This window comes from Polyangium sorediatum, from assembly GCF_029946465.1.
Taxonomy (GTDB): domain Bacteria; phylum Myxococcota_A; class Polyangia; order Polyangiales; family Polyangiaceae; genus Polyangium; species Polyangium fumosum.
The window spans coordinates 40998-66188 of record NZ_JARZHI010000014.1 but is presented as its reverse complement, the minus strand read 5'-3'; the positions used below and the strand labels follow the sequence as shown (position 1 = coordinate 66188).

Genomic DNA, 25191 nt, shown 5'->3' with positions numbered 1-25191 from the left:
CGGAACGGAGACGCATGGGATCCAAAGCCGTCATCGCCTTGCTGGAGGGTCTGGCGCTCGGCGCGAGCCTCATCATCGCCATCGGCCCGCAGAATGCCTTCGTGCTGCGCCAGGGGCTCGTGCGACGGCATGTCGGCCCCATCGTCGCCATCTGCGCCTTCAGCGATGCGAGCCTGATCCTGGCCGGCGCGGCGGGCGTCGGCTCGCTCGTGAACGCTTCGTCGGGCATCTTCACCGTGCTCGCCTTCGGCGGAGCAGCTTTCCTCGCGTGGTACGGGCTTTCGGCGGTGCGCCGAGCGCTCTCGCCGTCGAGCCTCGAGTCGGGCAGCGGCGCAGGTGGTTCGGCGCGCCAGGCGATCACGACGGTCCTGGCGCTCACGTGGCTGAACCCCCACGTCTACCTCGATACCGTGGTCCTCCTCGGCGGCATCTCCGGCCGCTATCCGCTCGAGACCCGCGCGTTCTTCGCGGGCGGCGCGATGCTCGCGTCCCTCCTCTGGTTCACCGCGCTGGGTTATGGCGCGCGGCTGCTGGCGCCCGTCTTCCAGCGGCCGCTCGCCTGGAAGGTCCTCGACAGCCTCATCGCCCTCGTCATGTTCGGCATTTCAGCTCGTCTGCTCGTCGAAGGCGTGACGATGCTGGCCGCGCGTCAGAACCTTTGAACCCCTGCGCTCGCGGGAGCTCGGCTGCTCCCGATTGCCGCGAAATCCACGCCCTCGGCCGCCTCCGCCACCCCGGCATCGTCCAGATCCTCGCGCAGGGCGTGGACGCCGGACGGCCGTGGTACGCCATGGAGCTGCTCCGCGGGCGCACCCTGCGCGCGCATCGACGCGCGCCGCCCCGGAGAGCACGCGCGCGGCCTACCCGACGAGCGGCGTACGCTTACGACGCTGTGGGCAATCAGCTCAAACGGCCCGGGCAGACGATCGCGTACACCGCGTTCGATCAACCGCCGCGGCGTGCTCCGGCTCAAGCCCCCTTTGCGGCGGAGAACCGATCGACGTACGTCGTGGAGCCGATCGGCGCCCACGTGTTGTGGAGCCCGTCGACGTACATCACCGGAACGCCGGTGAGGTCCGCGTCGTCGAGGCAGTTCAGGTTCACGGAGCAGTAATCGCCGCCGAGCATCGGGAGGTGCCCGTGCGCGAACACGCGGATGCCGCAGGTCTTGCAGAACCGGGCATGGCCGGCCTCCGATCGCGAGTGGTCGCCGAGGACCTCCTCGCCGGCGAGCAGACGGAAGGCGCTCGGCTTCACGATGATGCCCCACCACTGTGTCTTCGCGCAAATCGTGCAGTTGCACTTCCCCGTCCCGGCGCTCGGGTCGAAGTCGGCCTCGAAGCGGACGGCGCGGCAAACGCAGCTTCCCTTGTAGGTCCGGGGGCCGGGGGTCGTCGTGGTGTGCTCGGCAGCGGCGTTGCTCATGGGCGGTAGCTCCAGGGATGGGGGCGGGACGCCTTTGGACGCCTCGCCCGAGGGAGGAGAGGAAGCTACACTGGATTGCGGACAGATTTGGTCCGCAAGGAGAGAGGTGGTACGTGGTCCAGACCTCCGCGCGGCTGCTGAAGCTGCTGTCGCTGCTGCAATCCCGGCGCTTCTGGACGGGCGCGGAGCTGGCCCGCGAGCTCGAGATCACCGAGCGCAGCGTCCGGCGCGACGTGGACCGGCTCCGGAGCCTCGGGTACCCCGTCCACGCGGCCACCGGCATCGGCGGCGGATACCAGCTCGGCGCTGGGAAGGAGCTGCCGCCGCTGCCCCTCGAGGACGACGAGGCCGTCGCCGTCGCCGTGGGGCTGCGCGCGGCGGCGACCGGACCGGTGAAGGGGCTGGAGGAGGCGTCGGTCCGCGCGCTCGGGAAGCTGGAGCAGGTGCTCCCCAAGCGGCTCCGGCGCAAGGTGAGCGCGCTCGACGCCGTGAGCGTGCGGCTGGGCGACGGCGGACCCACCGTCGACGCGGACGCGCTCGCCGCGATGGCGAACGCGTGCCGCGACGCCGAGGTCCTGCGCTTCGACTACAGCAGCCATAGCGGCGCCGCGAGCGTGCGCGCCGTCGAGCCGTACCGGCTCGTGCACACGAGCCGCCGCTGGTACCTGCTCGCGTACGATCTCGATCGAGGCGCATGGCGGACGTTCCGCGTCGATCGCATCCAGGGCAGGCCGAAGACGGCGGGGCGCTTCAAGCCGCGCCCCCTGCCCGCGGAGGACGTGGCCGCCTATGTGTCGAAGTCGGTCTCGACCGTCGCGTACCCGCTCCGGGCGCGCGTGACGGTGCACGCCCCAGCGCAGGCCGTCTCGGAGCGGCTGTCGGGCGTGGCGGAGCGCGTCGAGGCGCTCGCGCCCGACCGCTGTGTGGTCCACACCGGCGGCGGGAGCCTCGAGGCGCTCGCGTTCCACCTCGGGTTCATGGGGTTCGAGTTCGAGGTGCACGAGCCAGTCGAGCTCATCGAGCACCTCCGCCGCCTGGCCGAGCGCCTCGGCCGGGCCGCGGGGCGGGCCGGAGCAACAGAAGAGGACGCGGGCGCGCGGTAGGCGGCCCTGCCGAGCGCTCCCGGCGCGCGTGCCGTTCTTCTTCAAGCAGTGCGCAACGTCCGCCACGACCCGTTCGGCGCTCGCGGCGTGCCATAACGAACTCTGCCATGAACCTCGCGCGCAAGCGGCTCACCCGCAAGCTCCTCGCCGTCTTCGCCACGCCCGTCATCCTCGGGTTCGTGGTGACGGGGGTCGTGTCCATCCGGACGACCCGCGCCTCCCTCGTCGAGAGCAGCGAGCGTGCGCTCGCGGACAACATCGCGACGCTCCGAACGGCCTCCCTGCCCATCGCAGCGACGGGGCGAACGGAGGAGGCCGTGGCGCTCGTCGAGCGCGTCGCCGCCGAGGAGACCGTGCACGGCGTCGCCTTCTACGACGAACGGGGCGCGCCCTTCGTGCGCTCGTCCGCGCTCCGGAGCGCGCCCTCCGCCCTCGATGTCCTGGCGGCGCGCGCCGTGGCCACCGGCGACGCGAGCCATGGAACGTTGCAGATCGGCGATGAGGAGGTGCTCGTCCGGGTCGAGCCCGTGCGCGACGCGCCCGGTCTGGGCGCGGTCGTCATGACCCGCGAGCTTGGGCCGATCGATCGCATGATCGACCTCACCCTGGTCCGGCTCGCGCTCACGGGCGGCGCGGCGGCGCTCTGCGTTTCGCTCGTCGCGATCTGGATCTCGCGTGTGCTCGGGCGCGCGTGGGGCGACCTCGTGCACGCCGTCGATCGCGTGGCCGCGGGGGACCTCGACGTGCGCGTCGAGGCCTCCCCTGAGCTCGAGCTCGATCGCGTCGCGGGCGCCGTGAACGACATGACCCGCTCGCTCGCCGAGGCCCGCGAAAAACTGCTCGCGGCCGAGGCGGAGCGGACCGAGCTCGCGGCGCGCATGCGGCACGCGCAGGCCCTCGCGGTCGTGGGGCAGGTGGCCGGCTCCTTCGCGCACGAGATCGGCTCGCCGCTCAACACCATCCTCGGCTGGTCCCGCCTCTCGGCCGCAGACGACGACCTGCCCGAGCCCGTGCGCCGGCAGTTCGAGACCATCGCGGGCCAGTGCGAGCGCATCACGCGGATCGTCCAGCGCATGCTCGACGTGAGCCGCCCCCCCACGGATCACGTCGTGCCCGTGCAGCTCGCCGACGTCGTGCGGGACGTGAGCGCGTTCCTCGCGCCGGACCTGCGCGTGCGTCGCATCGAGCTGCGTCTCGTCGTCGCCGAACGATTGCCGCCGATCGTCGCCGTCCGCGATCGCCTGCTCCAGGTCGTGATGAACCTCTGCATCAACGCGATTCAGGCGCAGCCGCGGGGTGGGACGCTCCGGATCTCGCTCGCGCGCGGCGAGGAAGCGGGGCCCGAGCGCGAGCCCGTCCTCCGGCTGGAGGTCGCCGACGCGGGACCCGGGATCCCCGAGGAAAAGCGGTCGCAGGTCTTCGAGCTCTTCTATTCGACGAAGGTCGAGAGCGGAGGCACGGGGCTCGGGCTGCCCATCGTGGCCGATGTCGTTCGGGATCTCGGCGGTCGTGTCGAGATTGGCGACGCGCCCGAGGGCGGCGCCCTTTTTCGTGTGCTGCTGCCCGCGGGATCTTCCTCGCGCTAGCAGCTCGCGGCACGAGCGCAGGGTCCCGGCGGTCGAATCACGGTTCGTCCCTGTCGGTTCCGCCGCCCTGTTTTGCTTTCCACTCCCGCTCCCTCTTCGACGGCATCCCTTGGGTCATCTCCGCGAGTGCGCGCATGCTTTCTCCGAGCGAGTCCCGGACGGGCAGCTCGACGGCAAAGTCCTCCGCGCCCGCCTCCGCGACGCTGCGCCACGTCTCGTCGACCGGCAGGCCTACGTTCTCCGAAAGCTCGACCAGCATGGGCAGGTAATAGGGAATGGCCGATGCGTATCTCGGATCCTGATGGTGGAACGCCTCCTCGTAAGCCGTCAGGGCTTCCCGATCCTTCCCGAGTGCTTGCAGGATCCGTGCTTTGGAGCCGCCATGCGACCATCGGTACGTGACGTTCTCGAATCCAAGCTGCGCCACGGCTTCGGATACTTGCAGCGCTTCCTCGTACCTGCCGGCTTCGTGGAGGATGTGCTCGCGCTCCGACGCGACGCTTCGGGCCAGCCAACCATCGTGATCACGAGAGTGATTCGCTTGCTCAAACGCATCCAGGCATGCAAGCGCTTCGTCGTATCGCTCTTCGTTCATGAATTTATCGATATCGAGGCATTTGTATTCAAATTCCTCTTGCACCTCCAGCCGATCGAGGCAGGTAGCGCACACGCGCTCCGTGCGTCCTGCGCACGTGTAGGACTGTGTCGCCTCCCGCTTCCTGCAGAACGAGCAAAGTTGAGGATTCTCACGGGGAGACTGCATGACGCTTCACTCCTGGACAGAGTTCACCACCGAATGCGGCTCAGTTGGAGCGATTGCCAGGGCGCGGACATCTCTCCGCAGGCCAAATGCTTTTCCATAAGCACTCGCGCAGACAGCCTCGACAATCCTTCTTCTCTCCATAAATTTTCTTGTTATCCTCGGGTTGCCATGGATTCTCTAGACACTCCTCCTGAAGCTCATAGCATCGCCTCTCCACCGCGCGCCGTCGACCGGCCGCCTCGACCGCCTCGACCACCTCCTCCGCGACATGCGCCGTGACGGCCACAAGGATCGTCACCCCGCCAGCGGCGAGCACGATCGGGATCAGGTTCACGGCGGCACCAGCCACCGCGGCCGCAGCCGCGGGATGGCCCATGGGCGTCCGGCCGTCCGGGGAGACGCTGTTGCCGTAGACCGGCCCTGAGGATCGCAGCGGCGTGACGACCCCAGGCAACGACATGCCGTGGAGCGCATCCTCCATGCACGACACGATCTCTCGATCGTCGATCATGGACTCCCTGACCCTGGCCTTGTCGACCTGACCGTCTCCCGCCACGTCGACGTCGAACATGATGGCGTAGTGCGTGTCCGTCAGCCGATTCGCACCATGTTCGGCGCAGTCCCTGAGTTTGGCAGCGGTCGCCGCCGGGACCGACGGGCCGTCGCCCGAGGCACGAGAGCTGGGCCGAGGGGTCCCCATGGGGCTGCTCCCACAGCCGAGCGGCGTGAAGACAAAGCCCAGGCCGAGGGCGAGCCCCAAGGATGCCGTAAGTCTCGTTACCGTCGAGTCCATGTTCGGGACTGTACAGATTCACCCCCGAGTGACAAGAGGGCAGTCCAATCCCCACGCCGCCCATCTGGACACATGTACGCCGACCCATGTAGCGTGCACCACCCCAAGAGAGGACGTTCCCCCCATGGCGCTCGACGTGAAGACCCGTGTCCCGGAAGCTCGCGCGGCCTTCCTCAAGGATGGCGAGTGGTTCGGCTCCGAGGACACGCTCCAGCAGGCGCAGGACGGCGGATGGATACGCGCTTCCTCCGCCTGACGTGCCCCCGCAGCCCCGGCGGCCCGCCCATCTACAAGGCGCTCTCGCTCGCCGACGACCGCTTCGTGGCGTACATCCACGGCCACGACCTCCACGTCCTCGACCTCGAACGGGGCGGCGACGCGCAGCCCCTCCTCGTCCTCGAGGACACCAGAAACCACGCATTCGCCTCGAAGGCCCTCGTCACCTACGACGAGGCCCGCGGCTTTCGTCGGTTCGTCCGCGAGGCATCGCGCTTCGTGGAGGCGTCGCGCTTCGTCTTTCCGGAATCGCCCGCGCCTTGGCCCACGCATCTCGTGGTTTCGCCTTCGGGGCGGTTTCTCTGCTTCGAGCTGCCGCCCGCGCCCGACGTCAAAGGCTGCCGGGTCGTGCTGATGGATGCGACGCGGGGCGAGGTGCTGGCCGTCCACGAGCGCCACCTCTCGGCGCGGGCCACGTTCGCGTGGCTCGATGGCGCGGAGGTGCTGCTTCTCTCGGCGACGAGCTACATGGACGTGCGGCTCCTCGACGCTGCGAGCGGACGGACGTTGCAATCGTTCGAGGCCACGGAGAGCTGGGATTTTTGCCATACCGATTATGAGCTCTCCGCCGACGGCGAGCGCCTGCTCGTCTTCGGCTGCATCTGGGCCGCGCCGTACGAGGCGCGCCTCTATGACGCGAGGCCCTGGACGCGAGGCGCCGCGCCGACGAACGAAGGCTTTCCGCTCCCGCTGCTCTACCGGCAGTACGAGGACCTCGAATACGAGACCGTCTTGCCCGCGCGGTTCGTCCCGACCCGAGACGGGCTGCTCGACGTGCTCTCGCTCGTCGATCTGGGATCGCTGCAAAAGCTCGCCCCGGACCACGCGCAGGAACTCGAGGAAGGGCTCTCCGAGATGGACCGCGCCATCCTCGCGGCCGCGCGGGGCCTACGCGCCGAGCATGGCTTGCTCCAGCGGCGCGTGGATCCACGCACGGGGCGCGTGGTGTCCTTTCGCCTCGCGCCCTCGCGGAAGACCGGCGAGACCCACGTGCACATCCTGCCGGACCATCAGGTGATCCTGGTCGGCGAGGGGATTCAATGGTTCGACGGGGAGGAGATGCACGACGTGGCGTCGTTCGAGGCGCCGCGCGGCTGGTACGAGTCCGCGGTCACGAGGGACGGGAGGACGGTCGTCGTGCGGGAGCTCGCGACGGGCTCGTGGAGGGGAGCTGGTGGAGTCACCTGGTCCGATCGCTCGTAAACAATGACACAATCCGTGCCGCCGAGGTGCCGAGCCCTCGAGGGCCCGCGAAGTGCACCGGCGGCGAGATCTCCCGGCGCTCGGGCTCGTTGAAGCGACCCGTCTGCCGACTCCAGTGAAGGGTGCCGCTCATCATCTTCTGGAGCTGTTCGACGTACCGCTCGAGCCCCTCGCGAGCGTGTCCCGAGAGCCCGAGGTCGTCCGAGAGCGCCGGCAACTCGGTGACGACGACGTGCTCGAACTGCTGCGCCCGGGCGGTCATCAGGTCATTCACCACCTGGACGGCCTTGTCCTTCCCACAGTCGAGGAACCGCTCCACGACCAGCACGAAGTTGTGGATCTCGCCCTCGATTTCCATCTCTCTCTGGTAGGAGTAGAGGTCGTTGAGCAGGCCGACGTAATCCGCGTACGCGTTCTCCAGCGAGCGCATCGGTCGGGTGCGGAGGACCTCGGGGGGGATCGCAGCGCCCTGCTGCCCGAGCCGGCAGAAGACCGTCGTGAGCTCGGCGCCGCACGTCCACCTGCGCATCTCGATGTAATCGATCGGATCCGGGATCCGATGCTGGATCCGGTTCTGGAGCTGCCATAACCAGCTCTCCACGGTGCCCTCGATCACCCTGCGGAGCTTTCGCCGATCGTCCACGGAGAGCGGCGCGGCCGTGCGCTCCCAGAGGTCCGCGAGGCCGAGCTCGAACGACGTGGTCGGGGGTGGGGTGGCGCCGAGCTCGATCGGCATGAACGAAGACAGCCGTTTGACGAACACCTTGGCCCCCGCCATGTCGCGGGTGTTCCCGTAGACCACCGGGAAGTAATCGTCGCCGTACGTCCCCCAGGTGATCCAGCCCGCGCTCAGGTCGAGAGCATCGGCCGAGGCGTCCGGGGAGCACCTCGCCGAGAAGTAGGCGATATCGATGGCCTCGAACTCACGCTCGGTCCAGCCGCTGTGGCCGACGACGTGGGGCACGGGCCCGGTGAAGCCCATGCGGCGCGCCCATTCCTTGAGGCGCTGCCTGGCACCATCGAGGTGGGGGTTCGTCCCCGTGGAGAAGGGCATGTAGAAATCGGGCAGCGTCGTCGGGCCGACGCGCTGGTAGGGGACGTGGGAGAAATTCTTCCACCTCTTGAGCCCGAAGGCGAGGCGCGCGGCCGAGGTCCCGAGGCCCGTCGGGCCCTTGGGGAGGAGCAAGCTGCTCGAGGAGCCCTTGTTCATGTAGCGGCTGGAGCGCATGTGCCACTCGTGACCGCCGGACTGCCAGTCCTGGAGCCCTCGGATGTAGGTGAGGACGTGGGCGCGCTCGATCGGGTCGAGGGCGTGCTCTTCGAAGAGGGAGGGCAGCTCGGTGCAGGCGGTGTTCTCGAACTGCTGGAGGCGGGAGGTAAGCAGATCGTTGACGAGATCGGCGGCGCGCTGGGTATCGACGTCGAGGAAGCGCTCCATCACGAGGATCGCGTTGGAGAGCTCGCCCTCCTCCTGGATCTCCCGCTGATAAGAGAAGATGTCATTCCGCAGGTGGACGCTGTCGGAGAAGGTGTCCTTGAGCACGAGCATCGGGCGAGAGGCGGCGATGCGGTCAGGGACCTCGACGAAGACGGCGTGCTCGACAAGGTCGGCGGACCAGGGGGCACCGCCGACCTTTCGTCGCATCTCGATGTATTCGATGGGGTTGGAGACACGCTGCCCGCTGATGTTGGACAGCTCCCACGTGGACTCGTCGAGGAGATTTTTGGTGCTCTCGAAGAAGCGCCGGCGCCAGGCGACGGATTTGGAAGGAACCGTGCGATACCAGAGGTCGGCGAGGCCACGCTCGACGGGGTTGGTCGGCTCGGGTGGGGTGGTGGCGAGGTCGACCGGCATGAACAAGGGGAGCCGGTCGAGGTATTTCTTGGCGCCCACCTGATCCTGGGGGCGCTTGTAGGTCTCGAGGAAGTGGTCGTCGAAATAGAAGACCCAGACGTACCAGTCGGTGATGAGGTCGAGCTCGGGGCCGGGTGCCTCGGGGTGGGTGTAGGCGCAGAGCAACGCGTAGTCCATCGCGTCGAGCTTCGCCTCGCTCCAGATGTTGGGATCGGCCTCGCCGGGCGGCGGGTCCAAGATCCCCACCTTCCGCGCCCATTCCTTCGAGTGGGCTCGGGCGCCCTCGAGGTTGGGGTTCAAGCGCGCAGGCCAGGGGACGTAGAAATCCGGCAACTCGAAGGGCTGCTGCTCGCCTTCCGCTTTCACCACGATCACACCTCACGGGCTCCGTAGCAGTTGCCATCACGTCCCGTCAACACCCGCACCCGCGCCGCCCGTCTTCGGGTGAGCGCCCGTTGGCGGAGAGAGCGCCGAAGCCTCCCGGCGCTCGATTCACGGTTCGTCCCTGTCGGCTCCGCCGCCCTGTCTTGCTTTCCACTCCCTCTCCCTCTTCGACGGCATCCCTTGGGTCATCTGCGCGAGCGCGCGCATGCTCTCTCCGAGGGAGTCCCGGACGGGCATCTCGATGGCCGATGCGTATCTCGGATCCTGATGGCTGAATGCCTCCGGATGAACTCGCGCTGACGGGCGACGCTTCGAGCCAGCCATCCATCATGATCGCGACGGCGATTGACGTCTTCGAACGCATCCCAGCGCGCAAGCGCTTCGTGAATGCCTCTTGTACCTCCAGCCGGTCGAGGCAGGTTGCGCACACCATGACGGTGCGTCCCGCATGTGTGTACGTACCCGTCGCCTCCCGCTTCCGGCAGGACCAGCAAGGTTGAGGTTTTTCACTGGGAGCCTGCATGGCGATTCACTCCTGAATGGGGCTCAGTTCGGGCGGGGACACCTCTCCTCGGGCCAAGCGCCGTCATGGCCTTGTCGACCTGACCGTCTCCCGCGAGACGAGTCCGACCCCAACGCGACGAGCGGATCGGCGAGCTGTTCGCTGCTCGACGAGATCGTCCGCGACGGTGCCCGGCAGATGCTCGCGGCGGCGTTGCAAGCCGAGGTCTCCGCCTACATCGACGCGTTCCGTGACGAGCTCGACGAGAACGGCCACTGGCTGGTAGTCCGCAACGGCTACCACGCCGACGGGAGGTAACTCCTGCCGGCTTGGGCCAGGAAGTCGCCGCAGGGGAGCGAGGTGCTGCCGCTGCTGTACCTGCACGGCCTGTCGCCTGTCGTCTTCGGACTTCGCCCCTGCGTTGAGCCAGTTCCTGGGCACCAGCCAGGGGCTGTCGGCCGCCACCATCACGCGGTTGACCGAGCCGTGGCAGAAGGATGCCACCACGTTCGCCGCCCGCCCGCGCGCGCCGACGGACACCCCGAGCCCGTCGAGATACGTGTAGCTGTGCTGCCACGGCGTCAGCGCATCCCCGTGCCGCTCGCGCGCGGCCGCATGCACGACGTTGGGCTTGCCCGTCGTGCGCCAAGTGTCGAGGTCGTACGCGAACGTCGCGGTTGGATCCTCCAACGTGTCTCCGTCATTCGAGCCGACCTTGCCCATCACGGCCGGCGCCACGACCATCCCGAGCTCGTCGAGCTTCACGGCGCTGCGATTGCCGTTCGGATCGGTGACGAGCGCGGGCCCCAGGACGCGGGAGTCGTTTGTCGCGGTGACGGTATTGCCGAGCGGATCCTCGACGAGCGGGCACTCGACGGCATTCTCACATGGGTAACCCTCGCCGCCGTCGTTTCATGCGCGCAGCGCACCGCTGGTGCTGTTGGGGTTGCGAATGACAACTGATGCACGGACGGGATCGTAGGCGCACGGTGGGACCCCGCAAGGAGCTCGGGAAGCCTGTGGGGATCCCCGTCTCAAATTCCTCTCAGGGCTCCACGGAATTTACCGCAATTGCAATTTGCGAAGTATGCTGCGTCACTGATAGCTTGGACTTGGATGATGCTTTTGCAGACGTCACATCGGATCGTGGTGACCTTCCCGTCTCGGGCGAACTCATCTAGCGCCGAACTGAGTAGCTTGATCGCTTGGTCGTCTCGAATAGGATGCCGTTCGGTCTTGGTCATTGGGTCCTCCTTTGCTGCTGCAGCAATTTGCGCAATGGTGTTCCTGACGCCCTTGCTCTTTCGGCAGCGTCACGCAAGAGCTGGTATCTCTCAAGAGCTGAAAGGCCCGGCAAGCGGCGCCCAGCAAGACTCGCCTGTACTTCATCCATCACTGAACCCGCTTCAAAGGCAATGCCTGCTCGCGTTGTGAGCATGTGACCGGCCTCATGTGCGATCACGGCTCGTGATGTAAGGCGTTCAAAGACGGTTCCCCCAATGCGCAACTCCGGACTCGCAGGAAACACGTTGGGGCCGAGAAAAACGTGATCCAGCATGTCGGAGTACGCGGAAATGCGCGAATGGATCGAGAAGTCCGATCTTTGAAGACCAAGCTCATCAATCTGCAGAAAAACCTGTACCTGCTGCTCGGCGGAAAGTGGGTCCACATTTCGAATCCCTCGACTTCCAACCCCTCTATCGAATGTTCCCCCCCCCGCCCTCGGCGCTCGCTTTGGATTCCGCTAGTACATTGTTCAGGCCGGGTTGCGGCGCACCACTGCCTGTACGCGCACTACCTATGAAAGCGAGCCAGAGTATGCCAGATACCTCTGGGGTCCGGTTAACGATGGCATCTGTCATCGGGAGCGTTGGACCTGACTCAACGCGCTGCATCTGCGGATCCTCGGTACTCGCTCGGTAGTTTTCTTCGTAACTCTCGGATAAGACGAGGCTTGCGAGTCCCGATTGAACCGCCTTGCCCGTCGTGCGCCAAACGTCGAGATCGTGCTCGAACGTCGTGGTTGGCTCCTCCAGTGTGTCCCCGTCGTTCGAGCCGACCTTGCCCATCACGGCCGTCGCCACGACCATCCCCCGCGATGGCTGGTCGCGGCTGAACCGGCGTTCCCGGGCGCGTCGGGTGATGCGAGGTTCCCCTGGGACTTGTCGTTTCCGGTTTGTCGAACTGGCGGGTGCCGTGCCGGTTGCCGAAGAGCATGGGGCCGTGGGCTACGCCGTCGCCTTGTATTCGCTCGTCACCCAGGCACCGGGATGGCTGCCGTCATCGCACGGTAGCGACGTTGGTCAGCGGCCGGCGTGCGAACTGCCCGAGAACGGGCCGAGTGCTGCGGAGTCGTTCACCGCCCGTCGATGCCAGCCGTTGAAGTCTCGAAGCGGGACATGAATGCGGCAGGCAACGGGCCGAGGGTGGTGAACGGTCGCGCGCTCGATCGCGTGAGCGTCGCTGCGAGTCTCGACCCTGTTCAGGTTGACAGAGGCGGGAGATCTAGGATCTTGTACGTACCCCGGACGATCGTTCTTGCGATCAGGCTCATCCCCCTCGACGCGCGCCCTTCTCGCGGTATGTTCCCCGAACCTGTGAAGCTTGAACAAGTCACGAACGGCGCGAGCCTCGAAGGCGTAGAGCCGCCCCGCGTCGTCATGGTCGTCGCCGCGATCCCGATTCCTCTCGATTCGCTCCAGATCGTCTACCGCCTCCCCGACGGCACGCTGCGCGAGCGCCTTCTCTCGCGCCCCGAGGAGGCTTGGCTGAAGCTCGCGCCCGTCGCGCGCTCGTCGTCGTTCGACGGTGACGGGGCCGCCTTTCAACTCACCGCGGAGGCGAAATGCATCGGTCTCGCCTTCCTGTTCGAGACCCGATAATGGCGGTGCACACGTGAACGTGGACCCGCCCCTGCATCAGATCACGGGCGGTCTACGAGTCGCGTTTCCGGAGGCGGCAGCGGACTCGACGAAGCGTACAATGTCGGAGAACGCAGCGGCACTCGGGTTCGAGGCAAGGTCGTGAGAGTAGACGGAGACGATTGATCGGACGGGAAGCTGAGATGGCCCGAAGGGCGAAAGCTGAAGCCAGTGAAGCGGGTGGTCGAACGAGCGGACATGTTGGTGTGGGAATGGGTGATGTGAATGGCTGCGAAGAACGATACTCGGTCGCGCGTACGAATGTTTCTAGTTGCAGGCGCCATCGTTGTCGCTGGCTTGACCGGCATCGCAATACGCACCTCGATAGAAGATAGTCACGCCTCCGTGCGGGCAGAAATCGCCAGGGATATCGAAGATGCCTTCAGGCGGGTCGAAGACATCGACGCGGTTCGCCGAATCGCATTCAAGGAAATAGTGGAGGGACGTACACCGGTACATACGTCCCAGCCCTGCGAAGCAGACGCCGCGGTGAGCGCCTGGAGCTCGTGGAGCAGCTTCTCATCGACACCAACCAGCTTCGATGATGCAGTCAAATTCAGTCGAGCTTGGGAGCATATTTCTTCGTTCCAAGGATTGGGTGTGGTGACCACCGAGGAGACCACAGGACCATTCATTGGGCCACGAAGCTCCCATGCCCTTGCCAACCTGAAGACCATTCGCGAATGGGACGCGATGACCTCGGCGGGCACGCCGTGGATGACGGCAGAACGAGCGAGAAACCGCGTGCGCGAATTAAGCGGCGTGAGCGCTTGGGACTTCGACGCGACACTGCTAATCAGCAAAGTGTCATGGCCAAAGTGGCTCGACGGTGAGCGATGGGATCTCGGTATGCTCGAGGGAACGCTATGGGTGTGGAGCTACAAAGAGAGAAGATTCGTGTGCGCCGCCCCCACGAAGGTGCAGGGAGTAACGATTGCGCATCTGTCTCGCGAAGCCGGTGAAACGTATGGCGGACCTACGATGCTACTCGACGCGCTGCGGATGCGCGCAGTAGCTCTCGGGATGCAATCCCTACGCGGCGTCGTCGCCCTCGCACAATGAGAATGAGCTGGAGCGCGTTAGAATTCCCACGGGTGGTTGCCGAACGTATCCGGCAACTTGGACCCCGGTGACGCATCGGAGTCCGGTACGTCGCCCGGTGGACGCTGAGTTGTCTTGAACTGCTCCAGTATACCATTCAGCCATTGCGCATCCTGATAGAACTTGTGAGACGGCGCAATGGTCTTCAGGTCGACGGGCGTCAATGCCATTTGAAGCCACTCCGCAGCATCTTCCCGCGTTTGGATGATTCCTAGTCCTACATTCTTCCCAAATTGATACCCGACCCTCGAGAGGTATAGGTCCTGGTAGCTGTTTCCTCGATATCTATCGTCGAGGCGAATCTTGTTCAGCCTATCATTTTCGAAGTCCTCCACTTGCTGCTGACTGGCACCAATTACTCCTGATGCGTGATTGACGGTGCTCATGGACGCCTCAAGTGCGTCAGGCACCAACTCGTGCCCCACGATGGCCCTGAGGTACACGTTTTCAGTGGCGGCTCGCAAAGCGGCTTGGGACAACATTGTAATCGCAGCAGGCCCAACGAATCCCGGTAGCGCAACGGATGCTGATGGAGTCTGCAATTCCGACGCCAAGTCTTTGCCCACTCTGAAGCCCAAGCCTACCGCTGTCAGGAAGTGCCCGACTTGGTTCGAGCTGGAGGGATGAAGTGGCACATCCTTGCCGCTTTTATCGTTGTAATACTTGACGCTGTCCCTGAACTCCCTTCTGAACCCTTTGTCGCCGATAAGAGCAGGCCAAGCAAAGTTTGTGAGCGAGCCTTTCTTCGTTTGCGTAGCTTGTAGCAGTGTCGTTAATCGTGCTGCGGCCGTTGTGGGAGCTTTCTCGTCCACAAAACCGTTGTCTTTGAAAGCTTCGACCAAAGTCCGAGCCGCGTCGTTCTGCGCCTCGGAAATCTGCCGAAATCGTTTCTGTGCGTTCGTTGCATCGGGAGGTACGGGGTCTCTGCCGTCCGGATCTACGAGTGCGATCGGACTCTGCCGTGCGTACGCATATAGGTTCAGACCGCCGCGAAGCCCCTTGGGGTCGCAGGATGTCCATGTCCCCAACCATGGCGCATAATACCTCGCCCCATGGTAATACAGCCCCGTCTCCTCATCCCGCTCCTTCCCCGTATACCGATACCGCTTCGCGCTGACCTCCACCCCGCTCGCCGCCGCGTGATAGGCCGACGTGCCGTAGGGGTGGTACTCCTCGTACGAAATCAGCAGCCCGGCCTCGTCGAGCTCGACCGCCGCCGATCCGAGGTGATTCCCAAGCTGATACCGCACCCGCGGCGTCGGCGTGAACGGCGGCGCGTTCGCGTCAACCGTCTTTGCCTCCACCATCGCGATCCGCCGCGCATCATCCATCACGTGGAGCGTCTCTCGCTCCAGCACGACATTCCCGAGCTCGTGCCGTCGGTAGACCTCGAAGCCCCCGAGGTAGATCCGCTCCTCGACAATGCCGCTATGCTCCCACACCTTCCGCACCCGCTGCCCGCCAGCGTCGTACGTGAAGTAGACCGTCCCCCCGCCGCCCTTGTCGACTTCACACTTCTGGTCCTTGAAATCCCACTCGATGCCAGCCAGATGCGGCATCGACGTCATGCTCCCGTGCTCGTCGTACGTATACGTCGCCGAGAACTCGGCCTCATCATCCCCCGGCAAGCTCGTTCCGAGGAGCCGATTGCTCATCTCCGCGATGTCGTACCGCCGCGTCCAGCTCCCCGTGCTGCCCTGCGCGGCATGAATCATCTTCAAGATGTTGCCGACTGCATCGTACTCGAAGCTCTCGGCGTAGTTCCGCATCGCCTGCGGATCATTCGGATTGGCCGCATTCATCAGCGGGAAACCGTTCTGGTCCTGCTGAATGTCCGAGTTCTGCCCCGAATGCTCCCGCCCCGTTGCCTCGATCAACCGGTAGATCGCATCATACTCGTACTTCCATACCGGCTCGACCAGCTCGCTGTTGTGGTAGAGCCCCTCCTGCGCCAAGTCGGCAATCTCGACGATATTGCCCACCGGATCGTACGTGTACCGCAGGTCCTGCAACAGCTCACTGTCCGAGATCCGCGTCGTCTTGAGACGCGTCAACCGATAGGTCAGCGGGTCGTAACTGTACTCCGTGACCACCCCGTTCCCGTAAGCAACCTTCTCCCGCTGCCCCTTCACATCGTAATCGATGTCATCAACAAACGTCGTCCACCCACTCGCACCCCGAATCCGCGCCTCCACCTTCTCCAGCAGACTCGCCTCGTTGTACGTCGGCTTGATCTCGCTCTGGTCCGGCGTCGTCAGACTCGTCGGCCGATTCAGCGCATCATACGCCGTCGTCTGCGTGAACACCTCCGTCTCGAGCGCCACCGACCCCGACCAATCGAGCTGCGTCGAATAGTTCTGCGCGAGCTGCCGCTGGCCCTCCAGCAAATTCCCCTTGAAATCATACTCGACCGAGGTAACCACCCCGGCCCCATCCTTCACCTGAACCACCTTCCCACGCAGATTCGCGTCCTCCGGATCCGTCTGCCCCTCGCCATACACCGTCACCTCGGCGAGCACCTCCGGATCCGACCCCTTCTGCACCCACAGCCCCGTCCGCCGATTCAGCGCATCGTACACCGAGCGCACCACGTGCCCCCGGCCGTCCCACCCCCGAGTCGGGTTCCCGAGCACATTCGCCAGCGTCCACCGCTCTCCAGAATCGCAGCTCTTCTGGTACAGCGTCCGCCCGAGCATGTCGAAGACATACTCCATCGCGGTATTCCCACGGGCATCGATGATTGCCCGCGGATTCCCCTCAATATCGAGCACTGCCTTCGTCGTGTACACCCCTGCGGTCTTGTTGTCCTCGACCCCGCGCACCGGCCTGCCCAGCACATCGAAATGCACCAGCGCCGGCGTCTCCGCATGCTCCTCGGTCAGCTCCGCCGCCCGCTGCTCCTGCGCGGAAGGCGTCGGCGTCGCGCTCGGCTGCCTCGCGGCATACCAGGGGTTGCCCGTTTCGAGCACCGTATCGTTCCCATCCCAGCTCGCCTGCTCCCAGGGCGTGAACGTCACACGCGAATGCGTCCCGTTCGGCAGGTCCGTTCGGATGAGCCGGCCGAGCGGGTCGTAACGCAGGATCGGCGTCACGCCCCATTCGACCAGCTCCTGTTCGTCCTCGTATTCGTGGGTGGCCGTGAAGAACGGCTCGTACTGCTTGACGGGATTGCCCTTGTTGTCAATGACCACGCGCCCCGTGCCCACCCATCGCGGCGAGGCGGTGGCCAACACTACCGCGCCGTTCTCGTCCTTGACAAGCCCCCCGTTCTCGTCCCGCACCGGCGCCGGACCGGGCTCGGCCTGCACCTTCTTCAGGATCTCACGCCCGAGCCCGTCCAGGTACGTGTAGCTGTGTTGCCACGGCGTCAGCGCATCCCCGTGCCGCTCGCGCGCGGCCGCATGCACGACGTTGGGTTTGCCCGTCATGCGCCAAACGTCGAGATCGTGCTCGAACGTCGTGGTTGGCTCCTCCAGTGTGTCTCCGTCATTCGAGCCGACCTTGCCCATCACGGCCGTCGCCACGACCATCCCGAGCTCGTCGAGCTTCACGGCGCTACGATTGCCGTTCGGGTCGGTGACGAGCGTGGGCCCGAGGACGCGGTAGTCGTTCGTCGCGGTAACAGTATTGCCGAGCGCGTCCTCGGCAGATGTCACGAGCAAATTGTAAGTGTCGTACGTGATGGTCGTGGAATTGCTGAGCGGATCCAGGATCTCGACCGGCAAGTAGAACTTGTCCGGGTCGAACACCTGGCGGCCGGTTCGCACCCAATAATCGTCGTTCTCCTCGATGTACCCGCCCTCGGTGAGCATGGTCGAGGTCACGCGCGTGCCATAAGCCGCGGTCAAGAGCCCAGGAGTGAAGGCAAGCGCGTATGTCTCGTAAGGCAGCGCGAGCGCGTCGATGGTACCGAAGGGCAGCGCCGCGGGGGAAGACCCGGACAGCGTCGTGCTGTTGTAATAAACCTGTCGAACCTGCTCGACCAGACGCTTTTGCATCGTGGTGCCGTTGGGCGTCGCCTCATAGGAGATAGCAACAGCGGCGTTCACAGCGCTGAACACGTCGCCGAACGAAAACAACGTGCTCCGTGTCGTGGAGAGCCCCGTGAGCTCGTACGTTCGCGTCTCCTTGGGCACACCGAGGCGGTACCAGCTCGCCTGCTGATCCTCGTTGACCACGTCGGTCTCGGTCAGCGTGGCCAAGAGCCCCTGCTCGGGTATGTCCAGCGGGATGCTCCGCCGCGCATACGCGATGCTCGCCGAGCGCGCCACGTGACCGAACGGGTCGACCTCGAGCGCCAGCGTATGCACCACGCGCGGATCGTGCGGATTACGCTCGTAATGAACCTCGACGGACTCACGCGCGTACGCGAAGAACGACCCATACGCCTTCGCAGTCGAAGGCTGCACCCGCACGATGGCGGGGCAAACCTCCGTTACGACATACGGATGCGATTCCGCCTCTGAGCCATCGAGCGCGTAGACCTCCGTGCGGAGGATCTGCCCCTTGAGCGCCCGGCACGCCTCACGCAAGTCCCGCGGCGACAATCCCGTCTTCAGCACAGCATCGGGCAATTCCGGTCTCTGCTCGTCGCCCGCGTAATACTCCTTCTCGAACTGCTTCGTGATCCGATTCCTGTCGATGAACGCGCCCGTGTGGAACCACGTCTTCGTGAGCACCGGCGGGAGATGGAACTCCTCCTCCGTCGGCGGAGCCTCCGCGAAGAGCCCTTTCCCGCGCTCGGCCGAAAAGGACTCCGCGTCGAATTGCTCGACGAGGCCAAACCCCCGGAACTCGCGCTCCGCCCCGTCGTAGTACCCGTGATGATACTTGTACGTACTGACGAACCGCGCCTTGCTGATCGCGTCGAACGTCTCCACGCGCGCAAGCACGTGCACGGGAAACGACAGCCGCGTCACCCACGGCTTTCCAGCTTTCAGGTCCTCCAGGTAAAACTTCGTCGAGGGCGCATACTCGAGCTTCGTCTCTGCCCCGAGGTTGTTCTTGACCGACGTGAGCAGATACGGCTTCGTGCTGCCCAAGAGATCGATGTACCGCATCGGCGGCTTCGCCACGCCCCGCCACGGCGACGACCACACGAGGCACGCCGTCCTGGACCCGAGCACATCGACCACGCCCACGGTGGACATGGAATCGGCCGTCGGGAACCCCGGCATTCGCACTGGCTCGCTCCAGCCATTCCCCGCCTGGTTGAACACGAGGACCGCCCCTTCGCCGGCCACGTACACGATGTCCGTGGTCCCCGTCCCGTCGATATCCCCGAGCCGGATCCGGCGCGGGTCGAACCTATGCGAGTCATCCAAGAAGGGCGCCTTGATCATCTGCACCTTGGCGCCGAACCTCCCCCGCCCGAGATTGGGCCAGTAGCAAATGCTCCCATTGCGGACACGCACAATATCGGGCAGCCCATCGCCGCTCATGTCCGCCACGAAAATTGCCTGCGTCATGTCCGCGAACACGAGCGTCGGAGCCTTGTCCTCGTCGTAGGTTTTCGGCAGAACCCGCGGCGGACCCCACCCGCCCTTGCCGAGCGACGGATACCAGAGCTGCACGTGATCCGTCGTGACCAGGATGTCGTCGAGCCCATCCCCCGAAAGGTCGATGAATCGAACCCGCGGATCGTTCCAGTTGACATTCGGCTGCGAAGGAAACGGCACGAAGGGCCCCCAACCGCCCTCCGGCGTGCGCTCGTGATAGCCGGACGTGCCTTCCGACGTGAGCTCCACGAGGCATTGACGGCCTTCACTCCCGACATCGAGGAGCTGCGCGCCGCCGCTCGATGCCATGGCCGGCAGGCTCGCGAGCAGGCGCGCGGGCGCGAGGTGCCCGTCGCCGAGGTTTCGCTTGTAGTAGAACGCTCCCTGCTGCTCGCATAACACGCCGGGAATCCCCTCGCCGTCAAGGTCCACCCAGCGCGCGGTCTGTCCATCCACGCCGCCGGGCAGATCTTCGAGGCTGCGGGGATCGAGCGATTGGACGGCCGTCTGGAACGCGGGCAGCGAATAACCGAGTTCGAGCGGCGGCAGCGACTTCTTGGAGGAGCCGCTCTCCGTCTTGATGTAACCCGACTGTGTGACCGACACGAGCCGGGCGAGAGCCGGCCCCTCGGCATACGTGAAATCGGTGGAGCGCACGAGCACGGGATCCTCGCCGAGCGCGGGGAAGTGGTGGAACATCACTCCGATCACGGGCTCGCCGACTCCGATGTCGAAGAGGGGGGACTCCGATCACGGGCTCGCCGACTCCGACGTCAAAGAGGGGGGACTCCGATCACGGGCTCGCCGACTCCGATGTCGAAGAGGGGGGACTCCGATCACGGGCTCGCCGACTCCGATGTCGAAGAGGGGGGACTCCGATCACGGGCTCGCCGACTCCGATGTCAAAGAGGGGGGACTCCGATCACGGGCTCGCCGACTCCGATGTCGAAGAGGGGGACTCCGATCACGTGCTCGCCGACTCCGATGTCAAAGAGGGGGGATCTGGAGGGCGCTCCCGAAGATAGTGTTCTCCACCACGCTGTCGGCGGTACAGGGAAACGCCCGCCTGGCGTCCGGCGGTCTAGAGGAGGAGATCGAGCGTTTGTGAGCCGAAGCGGCGGAGGGCGACATCGCGATCGGCGGCGCGACGCTCGCCACCGAGGCGGCCGCGTTGGGTCTCATCGACGAGTATCCGCTCAGGGTCTTGCCGGTGCTGGTGGGCGGTGGCCGTCCCTTCTTTCCCCAACGCGAGGACCGGGTGAACCTCGAACTCATCGTGTCCCGTACCCTCAATTCGAGAGTGGTCTACCTCCGCTACCGCGTGGCCCGCTAGCCGACTCGTCCCGGCGAGCACAAGAAGGGACACGCCAGCCAACGGCAAACCGATCCACAGGTCTTGACGATTGCTCGTCGGACGTGGCGGCGCGGGAGCTCGAGGAGCCGGCGATTGCGACCGCATTCGAGCTGTCGGGGCTTTACAAGGGCCGAGGAGACGGCGCAGGACGGCTGAGCGGCGAGGCCAGGGCGGCGCGATTACCGCGCCGCCACGATCCGCCAGATCCCAGCGGGACCCACCACCCATCCAGGCTTCGGCCCCGGCGCGATCACCGCCGCGAGCGCCGCCTCCGGCCCGACCGCGCCCGTGTCCACGCGGCGCAGCGCCTTGCCGTCCCAGCGCAGGAGCGTCGAGCCGTCGCCCACGATCCACACCTCGTTCGGCCCGGTCGCCGAGACGCCGCGCAGGACAACCGGGTGCCGCCCGCCGCCCTCGCGCCCGAGGTGGAACGCCTCCACCGTGCTCGCTTTTGCGTGCAGCAGCGCGCCGCCGAGGCCCACCGCCCACGCCTCGCCGGGCCCCACGGCCGCCACGGAGAGCAGCGCCCCGTCAGGCCCGCGGTGGTGCGTGAAGGCGCGGCCGTCGAAGCGCACGAGCGTGCCCTCGCCCTCGGGCGACACGCGGCCCGCCACCAGGACGGTCGTGAGGCCACCCGCGAACCATACGTCGTCGTCGGCGCGGGCCGCCACGTCGGCGTAGGCCGCCGGCGGGAGGCCCGCCACGAGCCGGACGCCGCGCGGGCCCCAGGTCATCGCGCGGGGGAGGTCGCCGTCGGCCGCAGAGACGGTCCATACCGCGCCCGACGGCGCGGCCGCGACGGCGAGCAGGTCCGGCAGGGGCATGGGCTCGGAGGCCGCGCGGCCGCCCTGGAGCCGCAGAAAGCCCTCCGCCGCGAGCGCCGCGCCCTCGCCCGCGGCGACCGGCGCGAGGCAGTGCTGGCAGCCGAGCGTCTTCGGATTGCGCTCGGTGCATTGCGCGCAGAGGTTGCAGTCGGGCTCGGGCGCGTACCAGCAGAAAAAAGGCCCCGGCTTGGGCGCCTCGTAGAGCAGCCGCGCGCGGGCGCCGTCGTATTCGACGATCCGCGCGCCTTCGTGCAACCAAACGACCCCGCCCGGGCCCTCGGCAATGCCGATGGCCGTGCGGAGCGGCCGCTGGCCGTCGAGGTCGAGCACCACGCGCTCCAGGCGATACGACGTGTCGACGCCCGTCACGGGGAGCACGACGCTCGGCGCGGCGGCCGGCGGAGGGGGCGCGGGTGTGCCTTCGAGATCGGCCGCGGCCCGCGGCTCGGGCGTGACGTGCCAGAGGCCGGCCTCGCCGAAGAGCCACACGTCGCCGCGGCCGCTCCCGGTGACGGTGAGCTTCTCCGTCGGGTCGATCCCGAGGATGCGCCACCAGCGCGCGCCGTCGAAGTGCGCGACGCCGCCGAGGAAGCCCGTCGTCCAGACGTCGTCGCGGCCGCTGGCCCACGTGGACAGGGCGGGAAGGGGGCCCTCGGGGGGCTCGACGTCGGCGCCTTCGCTGTGCGCAAGCGCGGAGGCCTCCAGGGTCTCGTCGTCCGGGAGGATCCGGGGCGTGACGCCGCGGCCGAACGCGACGCAGACCTCGGGTTCGCTGGTGCAGAGGACCTCGCGGCCGCCCGCGCCGGATCCATGAAACAACTTCGTCCCGTATTCGATCTCGACCTTCGCGAACGTCGCGACGAGCTCGCGCCGCTCGCGGTAGGCCGCGCCGTCACGCTCGAGCACGCTCGGGCGCGCCACGCCGCCGCCCGCGCGCACGCCGAGCACGAGGAGCGCGCCCGTCGGGCTGCGCGAGAGGCTCTGGGCGAAGAACCTGCTCGGGCGTGCCGGCTCGCCTTCGGCGAAGACCTCCTTGGGGAACGACATCGACGGCACGCCGAGGTCGGACCAGGCCTTGCCGTCATAACGAAAAAGCCGGTCGTCGTTGGTCGGACCCTTCTCGGCACGGCCGAGGGTCCAGACGTCCCGGGGCCCCGTCGCGACGACGGAAAGGACGTGGTGAAAAGGTTCGGTCGCGTCGAGGCCCTCGCGCGCTGCGCGATGGGCCACCGTGGGCTTCCAGGGCGGCGGCGCGGGCGGGTCTTCGCCGGCCCCTTTGCCCTTCCGTTTGTCGAGGACCCGCACGCCCGCGGGAGGCTCCGCTTTTGCGCCTTCCCGCACGACGCCGCGGTCCACGGCCACGGCCCCTTCGCTCGTGCGCACGAGGAAGCCGCCCCCTGCTTGGGCTTCGATGCGGTCGACGGAGCCACGCACGCCGAGCTGGTAGAGGGGTTTTCCCGCAGCGTCGAGCGCGAGGAGGGAGCCGTCGGAGGCGCCGGTGAGCACCGTGCCGTCGATGCCGACCGCGACCTTGCGGTAGACGCCCGACGACGGCGAAAGCGAAGGGAAGCGGCGGACGCGCACGCTCCACGCGGGCTTGTCCTCCGCTCCGATCCGGGTCACGTGGTCCTCGTCCACGACGGCCACGACGCCGCCGCGCGCGTCGGCCTCGGAGATGTCGAGCAGGGGGCGCTCCTTCAGGTGGGTTCCATCGGCCGGATCGAGCTCGTGCAGGCGCTGTTTTCCCTTGGCCTGCGAGAGATCAAACGCGAACAGGCGAGGGCCGCCCGTCCCCGGCGACGCGGGCTTCGTCCCCGCGGGGCCCGGGAGGAAGAGGCGCCAGGTGAAACTGCTGCTTTCGAGCGGCGTCCTCCAGGTCTCGCGGCCTTGCTCGTCGAGGCGGAGGGCGGCGATCTTGGAGGAGTAATTCGGCCCGGGCATCCTCACGACGGCGAAGGCGCCGCCATCCGGCGCGCCCACGACCGCGACGACCTCGTCGAGAGGCACCTCGTACAGCTTGCTGCCGTCGGGGCCGTACCCGACGACCACCGTTTTTCGCTCGGTGCCCGTGAGCTCGATCCACGGCAAGGGAGGCGCGGCCACGGGGGCGGCCACGGGCGCTGCGGTCGGCACGAGCGTGGGCGCAGGCGGGGGCGACGGCGGCGCGGCGCTGCACGCGCTCGCGAGGAGCAGGGGGACGATCACGCGCTTCACGGTTTTTGCCCTCCCGACACGCGGAACACGGCGCCCGCGTACACATCCTCTTCGTCGCTGTCCGTGGCTTTTCGCAGCACGACCGAGCGGTCGGAGCCCACAGCCCAGAGCTCACCCGAGGGGCCACGCCACACGTTCTTGATGGCGAGCGGCGGCGCGGCGCGGCGGAGCGCGGCGCCATCCCAGTGGTAGAGCGCCTTCAGGCCCCAGAGCCAAAAGCCGCGCCCGTCGCTCCGCACGGACGTGGCGCCGGGCGTCTCGAAGCGCTGCCCAGAGCCCTTGTCGGGGTCCCAGCGGAGGAGCTCCTCTTGGTTCTCCTCGACCGCGCCGAGGGCCCACACCCCGTCGTTCGGGTCGACCCAGAGCTCGTTCATGGACGTGAGCCCCGAGGGCCACGGCGTCCAGGCGAGGCCATTGCCCCGCCACACGAAGCCGTCGTACGTCCAGAGCCAGAGATCCCCGGGCGAACGCGCCGCGATCTCCGCGCCGGCCGAATACCCCTGGTGCACGTCCTCGGGCAGGGGCACGCGGCGGCCGTCGATGAGGAGCAGGGTCCCGCCGTACCGATTGACGAGCACGGCGGGGCCTTCGAGGCGGAGCGAGGCGCCGTCGACGGTCAGCTCGCGAGCGCCCGGGCCGTCGCCGCGCCCGGCCGAGCCGGGGTAGACGAGGTCCTCCGACCCTTGCTCGCACGACCAGCGCCCCTTCTTGCCGAGCCGCGACTCCACCATGCTCGCGCGCATGCCGCCGGTCTCCACGAAGGCGCGGACGATCACGTCGTCGGGCGTGACGCGGATCGAGGACCACGTCGTGACCGGGAGCGCGCAGCTCGGGCCGAAGGGCTGGCAGCGCTCGACCGCCTGTTTCGAGCACATCGCAGGTTGCTTCGCGCAGTCGACGAGCGTGCCGCAGCAGCTATCGGTGAAACATCGGGGCGCGCCCCGATCGGCGAGGCGCGCGCCGTCCCACCAGAAGACACGGCCGTCGCCCGCGAGCATCCACACGTCGCGCTCGTCGCGCCCGGCCGCGTCGACGATCGTGGGCGTCTTCGGCGGCAGCACGACGGGCTCGAATCGGCCCGCGAACGCGGAGATCACGCCTGCGGACAGGTCGAGGGGGAGGGCGGGAAGCTCGTCGTCGTCGAGGAGGCTTCCGCCTTTTGGCGCGGCGCTCGGCGCTTCGGCTTTGGGGTCGGGCTTGGGCGCGGGCCGCTCCGCCGGGGCAGGGCGGGGCGAGCCGCTGCACGCGAAGAGCGCGACGAGGAGGGAGGGGGCGAGGACGCGCGCCGGGGGCGTTGGACCTAAGGGATTCGCCATGGGCAAAACAGGAAGGTCGACGATCCCCGAAGTTTCGTCAATGCGCTCGTGAGGCCCCCCCGGCCCGAGGCAT

Annotated in this window: 16 protein-coding genes and 2 pseudogenes; 10 read left to right on the top strand and 8 right to left on the bottom strand. The window is 66.9% G+C overall.

Translation table 11 applies throughout. The features are described from left to right. Window positions 1–14 precede the first annotated feature (14 nt). A complete protein-coding gene (locus tag QHF89_RS18005; RefSeq protein ID WP_136970727.1) occupies window positions 15–662 on the top strand; it encodes a LysE/ArgO family amino acid transporter in 648 nt (215 codons plus the stop codon). A gap of 307 nt (window positions 663–969) precedes the next feature. On the opposite strand, the gene QHF89_RS18000 is transcribed toward QHF89_RS18005, so the two are convergent. Continuing rightward, window positions 970–1425, bottom strand: a complete 456-nt coding sequence (locus tag QHF89_RS18000) for a GFA family protein (protein WP_136970728.1) — start codon at window positions 1423–1425, stop codon at window positions 970–972. Between the two features lie 113 nt (window positions 1426–1538). On the opposite strand from QHF89_RS18000, the gene QHF89_RS17995 reads away from it, so the two are divergent. Both QHF89_RS17995 and QHF89_RS17990 read left to right on the top strand, forming a co-directional pair. Next, a complete protein-coding gene (locus tag QHF89_RS17995; protein WP_136936506.1) occupies window positions 1539–2528 on the top strand; it encodes a helix-turn-helix transcriptional regulator in 990 nt (329 codons plus the stop codon). Between the two features lie 107 nt (window positions 2529–2635). After that, window positions 2636–4114, top strand: a complete 1479-nt coding sequence (locus QHF89_RS17990) for a sensor histidine kinase (protein ID WP_284720633.1) — start codon at window positions 2636–2638, stop codon at window positions 4112–4114. Between the two features lie 37 nt (window positions 4115–4151). On the opposite strand, the gene QHF89_RS17985 is transcribed toward QHF89_RS17990, so the two are convergent. Together QHF89_RS17985 and QHF89_RS17980 are read right to left on the bottom strand one after the other, a co-directional pair. Beyond that, a complete protein-coding gene (locus tag QHF89_RS17985) occupies window positions 4152–4709 on the bottom strand; it encodes a hypothetical protein (protein ID WP_136970731.1) in 558 nt (185 codons plus the stop codon). Window positions 4710–4917: 208 nt separating this feature from the next. Further along, a complete protein-coding gene (locus QHF89_RS17980; protein WP_136970732.1) occupies window positions 4918–5448 on the bottom strand; it encodes a hypothetical protein in 531 nt (176 codons plus the stop codon). Window positions 5449–5794: 346 nt separating this feature from the next. Between QHF89_RS17980 and QHF89_RS17975 the strand changes: the two genes are divergently transcribed. Both QHF89_RS17975 and QHF89_RS17970 read left to right on the top strand, forming a co-directional pair. Next, window positions 5795–5926 carry a hypothetical protein gene (locus QHF89_RS17975; RefSeq protein ID WP_284720632.1) on the top strand — a complete coding sequence of 44 codons (132 nt, stop codon included), beginning with the start codon at window positions 5795–5797 and terminating at the stop codon, window positions 5924–5926. Next, window positions 5902–7149, top strand: a complete 1248-nt coding sequence (locus QHF89_RS17970) for a hypothetical protein (RefSeq protein WP_136970733.1) — start codon at window positions 5902–5904, stop codon at window positions 7147–7149. Before QHF89_RS17975 ends, QHF89_RS17970 begins: the two co-directional genes overlap by 25 nt. On the opposite strand, the gene QHF89_RS17965 is transcribed toward QHF89_RS17970, so the two are convergent. Continuing rightward, window positions 7127–9370 (bottom strand): terpene synthase family protein, encoded by a 2244-nt coding sequence (locus QHF89_RS17965; RefSeq protein ID WP_136970766.1) that lies wholly within the window; start codon window positions 9368–9370, stop codon window positions 7127–7129. The two genes, QHF89_RS17970 and QHF89_RS17965, sit on opposite strands and share 23 nt — an antisense overlap. A gap of 682 nt (window positions 9371–10052) precedes the next feature. Here QHF89_RS17965 and QHF89_RS17960 point away from each other — a divergent pair. Together QHF89_RS17960 and QHF89_RS17955 are read left to right on the top strand one after the other, a co-directional pair. Further along, window positions 10053–10428, top strand: a pseudogene (locus QHF89_RS17960) (hypothetical protein); the annotation flags it as partial. 153 nt (window positions 10429–10581) lie between these two features. Continuing rightward, window positions 10582–10785, top strand: coding sequence for a hypothetical protein (locus tag QHF89_RS17955; protein WP_136970734.1), 204 nt, complete (start codon window positions 10582–10584; stop codon window positions 10783–10785). A gap of 345 nt (window positions 10786–11130) precedes the next feature. Here QHF89_RS17955 and QHF89_RS17950 read toward each other — a convergent pair whose 3' ends face one another. Continuing rightward, window positions 11131–11559 (bottom strand): hypothetical protein, encoded by a 429-nt coding sequence (locus QHF89_RS17950; protein ID WP_136970735.1) that lies wholly within the window; start codon window positions 11557–11559, stop codon window positions 11131–11133. A 928-nt stretch (window positions 11560–12487) separates the two neighbouring features. Here QHF89_RS17950 and QHF89_RS17945 point away from each other — a divergent pair. Together QHF89_RS17945 and QHF89_RS17940 are read left to right on the top strand one after the other, a co-directional pair. Then, entirely contained in the window at window positions 12488–12772 is a 285-nt protein-coding gene (locus QHF89_RS17945; protein WP_136970736.1) for a hypothetical protein, read from the top strand. 264 nt (window positions 12773–13036) lie between these two features. Then, window positions 13037–13873, top strand: a complete 837-nt coding sequence (locus tag QHF89_RS17940) for a hypothetical protein (protein ID WP_136970737.1) — start codon at window positions 13037–13039, stop codon at window positions 13871–13873. A gap of 17 nt (window positions 13874–13890) precedes the next feature. Here the strand turns inward: QHF89_RS17940 and QHF89_RS17935 are convergent, their stop codons facing one another. Then, a complete protein-coding gene (locus tag QHF89_RS17935) occupies window positions 13891–20121 on the bottom strand; it encodes a toxin TcdB middle/N-terminal domain-containing protein (RefSeq protein WP_136970738.1) in 6231 nt (2076 codons plus the stop codon). Window positions 20122–20410: 289 nt separating this feature from the next. Between QHF89_RS17935 and QHF89_RS49975 the strand changes: the two are divergent. Further along, window positions 20411–20743 (top strand): annotated as a pseudogene (locus tag QHF89_RS49975) (dihydrofolate reductase family protein); the annotation flags it as partial. A 200-nt stretch (window positions 20744–20943) separates the two neighbouring features. On the opposite strand, the gene QHF89_RS17930 reads toward QHF89_RS49975, so the two are convergent. Continuing rightward, entirely contained in the window at window positions 20944–23802 is a 2859-nt protein-coding gene (locus QHF89_RS17930) for a hypothetical protein (RefSeq protein ID WP_136970739.1), read from the bottom strand. After that, window positions 23799–25118: a hypothetical protein gene (locus QHF89_RS17925; RefSeq protein WP_136970740.1), complete on the bottom strand. Its 1320-nt coding sequence runs from the start codon at window positions 25116–25118 to the stop codon at window positions 23799–23801. The genes QHF89_RS17930 and QHF89_RS17925 overlap by 4 nt, the downstream gene beginning before the upstream one ends. Window positions 25119–25191 lie beyond the last annotated feature (73 nt).

Excerpts from the sequence above, each read along its gene's own strand:
- QHF89_RS17970 (WP_136970733.1), top strand. The coding sequence starts at position 5,902 with ATGGATACGCGCTTCCTCCGCCTGACGTGCCCCCGCAGCCCCGGCGGC.
- QHF89_RS18005 (WP_136970727.1), top strand. The coding sequence starts at position 15 with ATGGGATCCAAAGCCGTCATCGCCTTGCTGGAGGGTCTGGCGCTCGGC.
- QHF89_RS17985 (WP_136970731.1), bottom strand. The coding sequence starts at position 4,709 with ATGAACGAAGAGCGATACGACGAAGCGCTTGCATGCCTGGATGCGTTT.
- QHF89_RS17925 (WP_136970740.1), bottom strand. The coding sequence starts at position 25,118 with ATGGCGAATCCCTTAGGTCCAACGCCCCCGGCGCGCGTCCTCGCCCCC.
- QHF89_RS17990 (WP_284720633.1), top strand. The coding sequence starts at position 2,636 with ATGAACCTCGCGCGCAAGCGGCTCACCCGCAAGCTCCTCGCCGTCTTC.
- QHF89_RS17975 (WP_284720632.1), top strand. The coding sequence starts at position 5,795 with ATGGCGCTCGACGTGAAGACCCGTGTCCCGGAAGCTCGCGCGGCCTTC.
- QHF89_RS17940 (WP_136970737.1), top strand. The coding sequence starts at position 13,037 with ATGGCTGCGAAGAACGATACTCGGTCGCGCGTACGAATGTTTCTAGTT.
- QHF89_RS17980 (WP_136970732.1), bottom strand. The coding sequence starts at position 5,448 with ATGTTCGACGTCGACGTGGCGGGAGACGGTCAGGTCGACAAGGCCAGG.
- QHF89_RS18000 (WP_136970728.1), bottom strand. The coding sequence starts at position 1,425 with ATGAGCAACGCCGCTGCCGAGCACACCACGACGACCCCCGGCCCCCGG.